The organism is Tropicimonas marinistellae, from assembly GCF_001509585.1.
GTDB lineage: Bacteria > Pseudomonadota > Alphaproteobacteria > Rhodobacterales > Rhodobacteraceae > Tropicimonas > Tropicimonas marinistellae.
In genome coordinates, this window is sequence record NZ_LNCI01000006.1 from 96,626 (window position 1) to 109,210 (window position 12,585).

The window sequence follows — 12,585 nt, forward strand, 5'->3', positions numbered from 1 at the left end:
CGCGCAATGGATCTGGAAATTCCCGTCAGCGCGGCGCGGTGGTTTCTCCCCTTCGCCATCCCCATCGGCTTGTGGGTGGCGTGGAACGACATGGCCTTCATGAAGATCCCCAACCGCGCGGTCTATGCGCTGGTTGGGGTCTATGTCGTGATCGGCCCGCTCGCCCTGCCCTTTGACACCTACGCCTGGCAGTTCCTCCATCTGGCCGTGATCCTGCTGATCGGGTTTTTGATGAACATGGCTGGCCTCATGGGGGCGGGCGACGCGAAATTCGCCGCCGCCATGGCGCCGTTTATCGCGCTCGGCGATGTCTCCTCCGTCTGCTACCTGTTCGCGGGCTTGTTGCTGGCGGCCTTCGTCAGCCACCGTGCCCTGCGCCGGATACCGGCCGTGCGCGCGGCAGCCCCCCAATGGGAGAGCTGGGAACGGCAGGATTTCCCCATGGGCCTCGCGCTTGGCGGCCTGCTGATAACCTACCTGTCGCTCGGCGCGGTCTCCGGCGCCTGAAGCTCCAGGAGAACGTAGGCCGAGGTTCTGCGCTGTTCGGCCAACCCATAGCCCGCCTCGCGCACCAGTTTCAGCACGTTGGCCCGTGAATTGAGGCTGAGCGGGCATAGCGGCACGAGCAGGTGGCTGGCCGATCCGATCCCCGGCAGGCCGTCATAGCGCCACGGTGCCCCGCTCGCCAGGCGCTGAAAATCCCCGAAAAGCCAGTAGCTTGTGAGCAAGTCCGCCCCGAAAATCGCGCTCCCATCGAACCCGGCCTGCTCCAGGTCGCGGGCAATGCCGTCGTAGCGCAGGATGAAACCGCCGGAGAGTTCGCAGACGGGCAGCACTTCGTCCAGCAGCACGGCGTCGGCGATCTCCTCCTCGGGTTCGGGCGCTGTGAGCCCGATGATTTCCAGTTCCACCCGGCCGCCGATACGCTCGTTGCGGTCGCCCTTCACGAAAACGCTGCGCTCGTCGGTATTGCGCGGGAACATCGGCTTGAACTCCGCCGGCTTTGCCGCCAGGTGCCGGAACGGGCTGAAGGAGACATTCAGGGCCGACGGCAGCGCCAGCATGAAGACAGCGCAACCGGCCAGCGCAATCGCCTGCCGCATGTCCCAGCCCGCCGCGTTCACCGTGCCCGCCGCCGGCCGCAGCATGAAGAGCAGCACCCCCAGAAGGTAGAGCCACTGCGGGTCGTTCCCGAAGTTCTGGTAGGTCACATAGGCAAACCCCGGCAGCAGCAGCAGCAGGACCAGCCCCTCGTTGTCCCGCCCGGCCTGCCGCAGCAGGATGACCGCCGCGAGTGCCGCAAACGTGCCGCCAAGATAGGCCGGCGCGACGACGATCGCCCGCAGCGCATGGCCGGGGCGCGGACGGCTCTCGGATTGCACCACCGTCAACACATCGCGCACATAGGCGCCCCAGAAATCGACCCCCGCCATGAGGGTGATCGCAGCCACAACGGCCAGCCCGGCCGCAATGGCGACGCCGATGGCGCCCCAGTCGCGGCGCAGCAACAGTGCCACGAGGATCGGCGGCAGGAAGGCCGCGACGTAAGTCACCTTGATCATCGCGAGCGCCGCGACCGCAAGGCCGAGCACCAGCCCGTCCGCGACCCGGGATTCACGGTTCACCGGCGGCAGGATCGCCGTGGCGATGGCCAGGAACGCCAGTGCCCAGGCCCACCGGTTGTAATGCATCGAGATCGAAAGCGAGGGCTCGGATTCCCCGTGCACCATGGCAAGTGCGAGAAACAGGCAGATGGCGCCGAAAACCGCCGCCCAGCCGCTCTGCATCCGCGACACACCCACCCACCAGACAGGCAGGATGAACAACGCGCCCACAAGCACCTGCGCGGCAAGAAAGGCGACGCCCACGTCCCATCCCTGCGCGGCAAAGAACGCAATCGGCGCCGTGGCGAAAAGGCCGATGGGGGTCATGAAATCGAGATGCGGCCATTCCCCGGCAGCCTGCCGCAGAACGATATCGACCAGGTGCAGCGTGTCGCCCTCGTGCTTCTCGATGTAAAGCCCGCCCTTGAGGAGGAGCACGACGCTCAGAATGGCCCACAGCCCCGCCAGGAAAGCGCCAAAGGCCAATGCGTCCCGTCTTTTCATCACTGCTCTGTTTCCTTCTTTTGGCCACAATGGACCGGCACTTTTCGGACTGTCTGTGGAATGGCAGGCGTTCATGTCGAATTCCGGGCGAAATCGGCAAAAATGCATGAGACAACTGGGCGAGTGACGTCATGAATATGGAAGTCGGCAATGTGATCGCGCCTCCGGCGCCGCGGAATCTCGACGAGATGAAGCTGCCACCGGTGATGATGCGCGACATCGTGCTGAAAACGATGTTCCGGAAGAACGTGGAAATGGTCAGCGAGCTGGCGCGCGCGATCTGCCTGCCGATCCCGGTGGCGCAGGAGCTCGTCGACGTGAGCCGCGAGCAGAAGCTGGTGGAGGCCACCGGCACTCTGCACGCCAATTCCGGCGGCGAGATGGGCTACCAACTCACCGATGCCGGCAAGGCCCGCGCGCTGGATGCGCTGGCGCAATCCGAATACTACGGCGCGATGCCGGTGCCGCTCGAAGTCTATTCCGAGCAGGTCAAGCGGCAGTCGATCCGCAATATCCAGATCACCCGCAAGCAGCTGATCGATGCGATGGGGCACCTGATCCTGCCCGACATGCTGCTGGACCAGCTCGGCCCCGCCGTCTCCGCCGGCCGGTCGATCCTGATGTACGGCCCGCCGGGCAACGGTAAATCCTCCATCTCCAACGGCATTCGCGACGCCATGGGCGACAAGATCTACATCCCACGCGCCATCGAATACGCCGGCCAGGTGATCACCGTCTACGACCCCATCGTGCATACCGCCGCCGAGGAACAGGTGGACGACCCCACGGCGCTGCGCCGCGCCGGCAACCGGTTCGACACCCGCTACGTGCGCTGCGAGCGCCCGACCGTGGTCACCGGCGGCGAACTGTCGCTCTCGATGCTCGACCTCGTCTACAACCCCACCGCGCGCACCTACCAGGCGCCGCTGCAGCTCAAATCCACCGGCGGCATCTTCATCGTCGACGACCTCGGCCGCCAGGCCGAACCGCCGCAGAAGCTCGTCAACCGCTGGATCGTGCCGCTGGAAGAAAGCCGCGACATCCTCGCGCTGCAATCGGGCGAGAAATTCGAGGTTCCCTTCGACACACTGGTGATCTTCTCCACCAACTTCCACCCCAACGAGATCTTCGACAAGGCGGCGCTCCGCCGGATCTTCTTCAAGATCAAGATCGACGGGCCGGACCAGGAGGACTTCCTGAAGATCTTCGCCATGATGGCCAAGAAGCGGAAGATGCCGCTCGATCAGGACGCGCTCATCCACCTGCTCAAGCACAAGTATCCGACCATCGACAACGTCTACGCGAATTACCAGCCGATCTTCCTGATCGACCAGATGATCTCGACCTGCGAATTCGAAGGCATCCCGCGCCAGATGACCCCGGAGCTGATCGACCGCGCCTGGGAGAACATGTTCGTCAAGGAAGAACATATCGAACACTGAGCCGGGCCGGTGCGGGTTGCGGACCGGGGGGCGTGGCTCCCCCGAGTGGCCCGCAACTCGCGAAGCCCCACACCATTGGAACGACGCGCTATCGCCCGGACCGCGGCGTTGCCGCCGGGCCTGCGCCGGTCGGCCCCGGCGGTCTGGCGCCGCTCCCGCCGCGCAATGCCCTGATCTTGGATTTCGCGCCCCGCCGTCGTGGTGCGATGGTTGGGGCGCGCAAGGCGCGATGCGCCCAACGGGTGGCCCGGTCGGAAAACCGAGTGCCTCCCGCGCCCCGGATTACGACCGCATGCGCCACCGCATCAGCACGAACGCTGCCGCTGCCGCCCATGTCACGGCCAGTAGCCCGCCCGCCTCGGAAACGAAGTAGGGGCCATAGCCGGCTTGATCGGTCACCTCCATGAAGAAGCCATGCGTGAATGCGTTCTGCGACCCATGCAGAACGACGGCGGGCCAAAGGCTTCTAGACTGCAACGTTACCCACGCAAGCACGGTACCCGCCGCGCACAGAATGACGGTGAAGACGGGCAACGCAAACCAGGGGCTGACGAGATTCAATCCCGTCACATCCGTTGCGAGAGTGATCAACGGCCAATGCCAGATCGCCCAGATCAGCCCGGTGACCCAGGCGACCGTGGAAACCCGGCAGGACTTCGCCATTTCCGGCACGAGGAATCCGCGCCAGCCCAGCTCCTCACCCAAGGAAAACAGGGCCGTGGTCACGAATACCGGCCCCGCCGTCATCGCGAGTGCCGCCCAAACCGGCGGCTCTTCTGAGCCAACGAACCCGCCATCAACAAGAAGCCAGTAAGCAAGGAACGCGCAACCGCTGACCCCAATCGGGAGCAAATAGGCAATTGCCAGCCAGCGCCAGGACGGTAGTCCGAACCAAAAACCGCGAAGGTTGCGCTGCGTGAGTAGTTTCGTCGCGAGGGCCGCAACAGCAGGAGCGGCGAGAAGGAAGATGTTGGTTTCGCCGGTGCTGGCCAGGAGCGCATATCCGGCGACCGTGAGGATCACGGTCAGAACCGCGAACACGCGGATCTGGCGCCAGTTGGTACGTTGCCCCTCCACTCTTCCCCGCTCCCCGCTACTGGGCCCGCCGACTCCGTCCCAATGCGCAAGGCAGCGACGGATTTGTCAATGGCGGCGCGGCTCAATGCGAACGGATCGTATTGCCGACCCTTGGGTCGTCCGACAGGTTTGATCGGATGTCCGTATTGTGCTTCGCTAATCTCCGGCGTTACTGCTCACTCACCCCCCAAGGAGTGCCTAATGGAATTCGTGAAGTCCCGCAGGGAACTGCGTGAAGCGTTCGATCCAACTCATGAAGTTGCCATCAAGAAGCAGCTGCCCTTCATTGACCCGCACTCCAAACGGTTCATCGAGCATTCGCCTTTCGTATTCATCGGCTCGCAGGATTGCGACGGCAACGGTGACGTTTCGCCAAAAGGCGATCAACCCGGATTTGTTCGCGTCGTCGACGACCGGACAATTGCGATCCCGGATCGCCCTGGCAACAACCGCCTCGATACCTGGGAAAACGTCGTCGAAAACCCGGCAGTCGGGCTGCTGTTCCTAATCCCCGGCATGAACGAGACGCTGCGCATAAACGGCGAGGCGCGGCTGACTCTCGATCAGGCCTTGTGCGAGGAAATGCATGTCAACAACCGACCGGCCATGGCCGTCTTGGTGGTCAAGGTCCACCAAGTGTACCTGCATTGCGCAAAGGCCTTCATCCGATCAAACCTCTGGAAGCCGGAAACATGGGCAGAGCGGTCCGAAATGCCGACCTTGGGCGAGATGTTGAAGGACCAGGCGAAGCTGTCCGAAACGGCAAAGGAATACGATGGCATCCTCGATGAAGCCTATCGGACGACCCTTTGGTGATGGCATGCGCAACAAAAATAGCTGTCGCGGTTCCGGGCTCGTTAATTGAGCGTCCATGGCTGTCTGGTTGAGTAGCCAGCCACGCAATGAAATCGCCGACGCGGGGTAAAACACCCCAAGTGACAGCAATTCGCAGTTTGCTGCTATCCCCAGCGGTTTTGCCATCTCCGGACAATGCCCGCTGGCGAGACGCGCGTGTGATGCCCCAGAAGCGACCGGGCGTTTCCGCCTCGGAAGCGGCCAGCCAGACGCGGCGGCGCAACGATGTGTCTCCCATACCTCTCCCGGCCGGCGTCAATTCTGAACAAATCGTGAATTTGCCCCCATAACCCATTGAAATTGCACAGATGAAAAAGTGTCTCACGCGTGAGACATGCGCCCGCTCCAGCGGGATCTGGAAGCCCCGCGCCGCCGCCGCTAGGGTGCCCCCATGGCCGCCCCCCTGCCCTCCCCCTTTTCCGACTGGTTCGCCGCCCGCGGCTGGCAGGTCCATCCCCACCAGCAGGCCATGCTCGACCGCGCCGCCGCACCCGCCGTGCTGCTGGTCGCCCCCACCGGCGGCGGCAAGACGATGGCGGGGTTCCTGCCCACCCTGCTGGAGCTGTCCCGGGGCGACCACGCGGGCCTTCACACCCTCTACGTCTCGCCCCTCAAGGCGCTGGCCGCCGATATCCGCCGCAACCTCTCCGCCCCGGTGGCCGAGATGGGCCTGCCCATCCGCATCGAGGACCGCACCGGCGACACCTCCGCCACCGCCAAGAAGCGCCAGCGCGCCGATCCGCCCCACATCCTGCTCACCACGCCGGAATCCCTCGCCCTGCTGACCTCCTACGAGGATGCGCCGCGGATCTTCGCCGGCCTCTCCCGGGTCATCCTGGACGAGGTTCACGCCCTCGCCGAGTCCAAGCGCGGCGACCAGCTCATGCTGGCGCTGGCCCGCCTCTCCACACTCGCGCCGGGCCTGCGCCGGGTCGGGCTGTCGGCAACAGTCGACGACCCGCCAGCCATCGGGCGTTTCATGGCGCGTCGTCCCGACCCCGTCGAGATCGTCGAGGCGGACCCCGGCCCCGCGCCGGACATCGCGATGCTGTCGACAAGCGAACCGCCGCCCTGGTCCGGCGGCGGCGGCCGCTACGCCATCGCCGCCGTCCTGGAACAGGTGCGCCGCCATCGCACGACGCTGATCTTCCACAACACGCGCGCGCAGGCGGAGATCTTCTTCCACCACCTGTGGCTGGCAAACGACGAGGGTCTCCCCATCGGCATCCACCACGGGTCGTTGTCCCGCGAGCAACGCGAGCGCGTCGAGAGTGCCATGGTGTCGGGGAGCCTGCGGGCCATCGTCTGCACGGGGTCGCTCGATCTCGGGATCGACTGGGGCGACGTGGATCTGGTAATCCAGGTCGGCGCCCCGAAAAACGTGAAGCGGCTGGTGCAACGCATCGGACGCGCCAATCACCGCTACAACGCCCCGTCGAAGGCGCTGCTTGTGCCCGCGAACCGCTTCGAAATCGTGGAATGCCAGGCAGCACTCGACGCCGTTCGCGCCCATGACCTGGATGGCGAGCCGCGGGGAACCGGCCCCCGTGACGTGCTCTGCCAGCATATCCTGATCGCCGCCTGTGCGGGTCCGGTGTCGGCCGACGATCTCTTCGCGGAGGTGACCGCCGCCGGCGCTTTCGATACCCTCAGCCGCCGCGAGTTCGACGCATGTCTCGATTTCTGCGCCACCGGAGGCTACGCGCTGCGCGCCTATGACCGATGGCAACGCATGCAAAAGCGCCCCGACGGGCTGTGGCAACTCCGCGATCCGCGCAGCGCGCAGCGCATTCGCATGAACATCGGAACGATCCAGGACACCGACACACTGAAAGTTCGTATCAAGGGGCGTGGCGGTCGACCTTTGGGAGAGGTGGAGGAAGCCTTCGCCGCATCCCTGACGCCGGGCGACACGTTCCTGATGGGCGGCCAGATCGTGCGCTACGAGGGGCTGCACGAGATGACCGTGGAAGTGACGCGGCACGCCTCCTCAAAGCCCAAGGTGGCGGTCTTTGCAGGGACGAAGTTCTCCAGTTCCACGCGGCTGCAGGACCGGATTCTGGAGATGTTCCGCGCAGACGATTGGCCTGACCTGCCGGACCACACCCGCGACTGGCTCCACCTGCAACGCAGCGTCTCCCGGTTGCCCGAACGCGACCGGCTGCTTGTGGAGAGCTTTCCCCACGACGGCAGGGAACACTGCTGCGTCTACGGTTTCGCCGGACGGAATGCGCAACAGACGCTTGGCCTGCTGCTGACGCGGCGGATGGAAGACGAGGGCCTGCATCCGCTCGGGTTCGTGGCCACGGACTACGCGACATTGATCTGGGGCTTGGAGCCACTGCACGATGCGGCCCCGCTCTTCGCCCGCGAAACGCTTCTTGACGGGTTGGACAGCTGGCTTGCAGGCAATGCGGTCATGAAACGGACCTTTCGCGCCAGCGCCACCATTGCTGGGCTCATCGAGCGCAACACGCCATCGGCCCGGAAGTCCGGGCGGCAGGCGACCTTCTCCTCAGACATCCTCTACGACACGCTTCTGAAATACGATCCAGATCACCTGCTGATGCAGATCACGCGAGAGGAGGCCATGCGTGGCCTCGTGGATTTCGGTCGGATCGAAAGTATGATCGACAGGATCGCGGGGCGGATTGACGTCCTGCGGCTCGACCGGGTCTCGCCACTCGCCGCGCCGCTGTTACTGGAAGTGGGCAAGGTGCCGGTGGCAGGCGCCGCGCAGGAGAGATTGCTGGCAGAGGAAGCCGCGCGGTTAATGCAGTCCGCCGGGCTGGACGTGTGACGCGGCTTCGGCGAGGCCGTCTCAGCCCGCCGACCCTCCTATCCGCGCGTGATTTGGCGCAACAGAGCGACCATCACGACGACGAGCGTCAGCGGCAAGACCAGCGCGCGCAGCAGGAAAATGGCGATCAGCTGGAGCGAGGCGGTTAACAGGTCATCGGCATGGCTCACGTAGAACCCGGCCGCCTTCCGGTAGGCAAGAGTGTCGGAAACATCCTGCCCGGCCGATGACAGGGCGCCTTGCAACCGGTCGAGAAACCCCTCCGCCTGCGGATCGATCGGCTCTGTTAAACCAATGTCCTCCGTCGCGCCGATGAGGCTCTGGGAATAACTCGCCACCTCGTCGACCTTGGCCATGGACTCGGTCCATTGGTCTCGCGTCAAAGCCTCGCCAAGTACACCGCCCATCGCCAAGGAGAGCGGCAGGAGGATTGCCAACACGACCCCCGTCAGGTTGGAGGCGTCACCTGCGCGGCAGACCGGGTTGGCAAATGTGTCCCCGAGACGGTGCAATGGCCCGCGGATGGCGTAGATCGCCAGCCCCAGGGCCAGCAACAGGAATCCAAGGCTGGAGACCGGCCCGATCCCAATGGCCAGCACACCAGCGAGCAACGCCACTGAGAACGTCGCGCCCGCGACCCGCTCCACTGTATCGTCGATCGGTTCGAGGATCTTGAGCGGCTGGGCGTTGGCCGACACGCCGACGCTGCCGCCGACCTCGATCTCCTGCGCAATGGAGAGAACCGCGTTGACCGACCGCAGCGCGACGTAGACGCCGAGGGCCGCCACGGCCGCATCCTGCGCTCCCTTCCGCGCCGGCTCGCTGAGCGGCGTGGACTGATTGAGCGCCAGAACCAGACAGAGCGCCGCCGCCAGAAAGGCAAGAAAGCGCCGAGGCGCCAGCATCGCCACCTCCCTCAGAGCATCGACGGCACGATCAGATCGGGCGGCCGGTGACCATCGTCAAAGGTCTTGATATTGATGATTACCTTCTCACCCATCTCGATCCGGCCTTCGAGGGTTGCCGAGCCCATTTGCGGCAGCAGCACCACGTTGTCGAGGTCGCGCAGGCGCGGGTTGATCTCTGCACCGTGTTCGTAGACATCCAGCCCGGCGCCAGCGATCTCGTCGCCTCGCAACATGCGGGTCAGCGCATTCTCGTCCACGACCTCGCCGCGCGAGGTGTTTATCAGCACCGCCGATGGCTTCATCAGCTTGAGGCGGCGCGCATTCATCAAGTGGAAGGTGGACGGCGTATGCGGACAGTTGATCGAGATGACATCCATCCGGCTGACCATCTGGTCGAGGCTTTCCCAGTAGGTGGCGGACAGGTCCGCCTCCACCTCGGGCCGCAGCTTGCGGCGGTTGTGGTAGTGGACCTGCATTCCGAACGCATTGGCGCGCCGTGCGACGGCCTGACCGATTCGTCCCATGCCGAGGATACCGAGCCGGCGCCCGCCGACACGGCCCCCGAGGAAGGCGGTGGGCGCCCAGCCCCTCCATCTGCCGGCCTGCATGGTCGCCAGGCCTTCGGGAATGCGGCGTGTCACCGCGAGGATCAGCGCCATCGCCATGTCGGCTGTATCCTCGGTCGTCACCCCCGGCGTGTTGGAAACGAGAATCCCGCGCTGCCGGGCTGTGATCACGTCGATGTTGTCCACACCGGCGCCGTAGTTGGCGATCAGTTTCACCCGTTCGCCCGCGTGGGCGAGCATGGCCGCATCGATCCGGTCGGTAATCGTCGGCACCAGCACATCGGCGCGACACAACGCGTCAATGAGTTCCTCGCGGGTCATCGGTTGGTCGCTCGTGCTCAATTCGACGTCGAAGAGCTCCTGCATGCGAGTTTCCACCGCCTCTGGCAACCGTCGCGTCACGACAACACTCAGCCGTTCCTTCGGCATCGGTGCGCTCCTCCCATCTTCCAAGACTATTTCCTCGCTGGCACATTGGCGACCAAAGCGGCGTGCGACAAGCGCCCCCCCGAAACGAGCGACAAAAAGACATGGGACTTCAGGCCAGCCCGCCCCGGCTCAGGGGCTTGTTCGGTGCATTTACGGTAATTCTTCTCGCGCTCGCTGCCGGGGCCGCGTTTGCTGACGGCAACGGCACCGATGGCTCTCGAGGGTCAGTCACGAACCTGCCGCTTCCACGCTATGTCTCGTTGAAAGCGGCCGAGGGTAACGCCCGGCGAGGTCCCTCGCTCAGCCACCGAATCGACTGGGTATACAAGCGCCGCGCCTTGCCGTTGCAGGTGACCGCCGAGTTCGGGCACTGGCGCCGCGTTCGTGACCGCGACGGCGCCGGGGGCTGGATGCACTATTCCCTGCTATCGGGGGCGCGAACAGTCCTCGTCGAGCAAGACATGGTGGCCTTGCGCGCGCGGCCGGCCAACGATTCGATGGAAGTCGCAAAGGTACAAAGCGGCGTGGTCGCGCGCCTTGGCGAATGCACGCCGGGTTGGTGCAGGATCACGGCCGGCGGCGAGCGTGGCTGGGTCCGGAAAACGGCGCTTTGGGGGGTCGGAGCGGACGAGTTGCGCGAATAGATCGCGGTCTTGCCGGCGCGCATCGACCGACGGACATCGGCAATCTGTGCACGTCGCCCCCCTTGCAGTGGCACACTTGTTGTCTGCGCGCCGCACCGCTTGGCAATTTCTTTCGAAGCAAGGGATTTCGAAACCTATCCGGTATATCGTTTAACCTTCCCATTCGGAGCTTCCAATGTTCTACAATCCGTTCCTTGTTTCCGCGCGCAACTGGCAGAAGACGTCGCACGCCTATCAGCAGATGTGGATGGCCGCGAACGAGGTTATCTGGCATCGCATGGTGCAAATGATGACAGGTACCATGTCCGCCGGCGAAGCCTCCCGAATGGTGCTGGAAAAGCCCGCGGCATTCGCCCGCGCGGCTCAGCATGCCGGGGAAGTCGCGATCCGGGGCGGCGACGCAGCATCCGTCGCCCGCGCCGCAGTGAAGCCGCTTCGAATCAAGACCCGCAGCAACGCCCGCCGATTGCGCGGCTGATCCCTGTACGCGCGGCAGACGCAAGAACGTGATTGTAGCGCTGGCAACGAGCGACCCTTCAATAAATCAAACCAGCATGAACGAGCCTGCCGCGTGTTCGCGCGATGCGAGTTGCCCAGAACCTGTTCTGCTTAGCTGGTTGCCAGCGCTGCAAGATCAAGCTGGCGGTCAATTGCCGGATGAAACGTTTCCGACGGATCGAAGCCAATTCGCCGCCGCGACCGCAGAAGGAACATCTTTCCCCATCCCCGCCAGGTTCCGGCACTGGGCGCCGTGATGTCCTGCGGGAAGTTTGTTCGCCAACCGCAGGGGAGTTCCAACCCTGCCGCTTCGGCGTGTTCCAGCATCCAGACCAACGGCACATTCGCACGCGGCCGTGCCTCATCGAAATCGCCTATCTGCCCGCCAATGTCGCCATGACTGCCAGGGAACCACCGCTGCTCGATGAGGCCGGGGTGTCCGTTCTGCGTCTCCCAGAGCTCGGGCGCGAAGATGAGGCGGGTTTCATCATGAGCAAGCGCATGGCACCCACGCTTAACATGGCGGCCGAGCGCGTGATTGTGGAAGGCATGAGCCTGTTCCGTGTAGCGCCATATCAAGGGCAATCGCAGGCCGAGCGCCTTCACCGTGTCCCACACGCCGATCATCTCGATAGGCACCTCCGTGTGGCAATAGGCGCGCGAGAAGGTTTCCGCCGCCTCTCCCTCCGGTGCGTACTCGTAGTGCCGCCATATCTGGCGGACATTGCGTACGGTGGCGTGCTGCGATTTGAGCAGACCGAGCCGGTCGATCACCCCTCCCAAGGATCGCACGGCGAACGCGCCGCGCGAATACCCGAACAGGTAGATCCGGTCGCCCGGGCGGTAACGCGATGCGAGGAACCCATAGGCCCGCCTGATCTTGCGATTGAGACCTCGACCGACCAGCACGTGATGGGTACTGACCCAATCCTGCCACTGAACGCCGGATTCGTAGAAAAGGGACATCCCTGCTTTCGGGCCATCGGCCGACAACAGCTTGTACGTCAGACCGGCACTCGTCTCGCAGCCATGCTGGAGGCTCGACATGGTACCGTCGAGGACGATCACATGTGTGACCGGTCCACGCTTGCGGCTGGCCGGTCGAGACTGACGTTGCCGATTTTTCCGGCGCAGTCGCGACCAAGCGGCAAGATGCCTGCTCAGGCGCATTGTAGCCCTGCCGTATGTCCGCCCCGCGGGGTCAACGCCCCTTCCATCACACCAAACTCCTCACAAACCTAGCGTAATCCTAACAAGG

General features: G+C 64.4%; 11 protein-coding genes. 6 read left to right on the forward strand and 5 right to left on the reverse strand.

Annotation, left to right across the window (positions count from 1 at the left end):
* The first annotated feature begins 6 nt into the window (after window positions 1-6).
* Window positions 7-507, forward strand: a complete 501-nt coding sequence (locus ARC39_RS13780) for a prepilin peptidase (protein ID WP_078059262.1) — start codon at window positions 7-9, stop codon at window positions 505-507.
* Here ARC39_RS13780 and ARC39_RS13785 read toward each other — a convergent pair.
* Window positions 474-2,108 (reverse strand): hypothetical protein, encoded by a 1,635-nt coding sequence (locus ARC39_RS13785; protein WP_068115392.1) that lies wholly within the window; start codon window positions 2,106-2,108, stop codon window positions 474-476. The two genes, ARC39_RS13780 and ARC39_RS13785, sit on opposite strands and share 34 nt — an antisense overlap.
* A 131-nt stretch (window positions 2,109-2,239) precedes the next feature.
* On the opposite strand from ARC39_RS13785, the gene ARC39_RS13790 reads away from it, so the two are divergent.
* Complete coding sequence (locus ARC39_RS13790) at window positions 2,240-3,550, forward strand: DUF8689 domain-containing protein (protein WP_068115394.1); 1,311 nt, start codon at window positions 2,240-2,242, stop codon at window positions 3,548-3,550.
* A 282-nt stretch (window positions 3,551-3,832) separates the two neighbouring features.
* Here ARC39_RS13790 and ARC39_RS13795 read toward each other — a convergent pair whose 3' ends face one another.
* Window positions 3,833-4,627, reverse strand: coding sequence for a CPBP family intramembrane glutamic endopeptidase (locus ARC39_RS13795; protein WP_068115396.1), 795 nt, complete (start codon window positions 4,625-4,627; stop codon window positions 3,833-3,835).
* Window positions 4,628-4,828: 201 nt separating this feature from the next.
* On the opposite strand from ARC39_RS13795, the gene ARC39_RS13800 reads away from it, so the two are divergent.
* Both ARC39_RS13800 and ARC39_RS13805 read left to right on the forward strand, forming a co-directional pair.
* Complete coding sequence (locus tag ARC39_RS13800) at window positions 4,829-5,443, forward strand: pyridoxamine 5'-phosphate oxidase family protein (protein ID WP_068115398.1); 615 nt, start codon at window positions 4,829-4,831, stop codon at window positions 5,441-5,443.
* 430 nt (window positions 5,444-5,873) lie between these two features.
* Window positions 5,874-8,282: a ligase-associated DNA damage response DEXH box helicase gene (locus ARC39_RS13805; RefSeq protein ID WP_068115399.1), complete on the forward strand. Its 2,409-nt coding sequence runs from the start codon at window positions 5,874-5,876 to the stop codon at window positions 8,280-8,282.
* Between the two features lie 38 nt (window positions 8,283-8,320).
* Here ARC39_RS13805 and ARC39_RS13810 read toward each other — a convergent pair whose 3' ends face one another.
* Entirely contained in the window at window positions 8,321-9,187 is an 867-nt protein-coding gene (locus ARC39_RS13810; RefSeq protein WP_068115400.1) for a hypothetical protein, read from the reverse strand.
* An 11-nt stretch (window positions 9,188-9,198) separates the two neighbouring features.
* The gene (locus ARC39_RS13815; RefSeq protein ID WP_068115401.1) at window positions 9,199-10,185 is read right to left on the reverse strand and encodes a 2-hydroxyacid dehydrogenase; all 987 of its coding nucleotides are present in this window, start codon (window positions 10,183-10,185) and stop codon (window positions 9,199-9,201) included.
* 101 nt (window positions 10,186-10,286) lie between these two features.
* Here ARC39_RS13815 and ARC39_RS13820 point away from each other — a divergent pair, with 101 nt between their 5' ends.
* Complete coding sequence (locus tag ARC39_RS13820) at window positions 10,287-10,829, forward strand: SH3 domain-containing protein (protein WP_068115402.1); 543 nt, start codon at window positions 10,287-10,289, stop codon at window positions 10,827-10,829.
* Between the two features lie 175 nt (window positions 10,830-11,004).
* Window positions 11,005-11,307: a hypothetical protein gene (locus ARC39_RS13825; RefSeq protein WP_068115403.1), complete on the forward strand. Its 303-nt coding sequence runs from the start codon at window positions 11,005-11,007 to the stop codon at window positions 11,305-11,307.
* Window positions 11,308-11,438: 131 nt separating this feature from the next.
* Here ARC39_RS13825 and ARC39_RS13830 read toward each other — a convergent pair whose 3' ends face one another.
* Window positions 11,439-12,497: a T6SS phospholipase effector Tle1-like catalytic domain-containing protein gene (locus ARC39_RS13830; protein WP_068115406.1), complete on the reverse strand. Its 1,059-nt coding sequence runs from the start codon at window positions 12,495-12,497 to the stop codon at window positions 11,439-11,441.
* Window positions 12,498-12,585 lie beyond the last annotated feature (88 nt).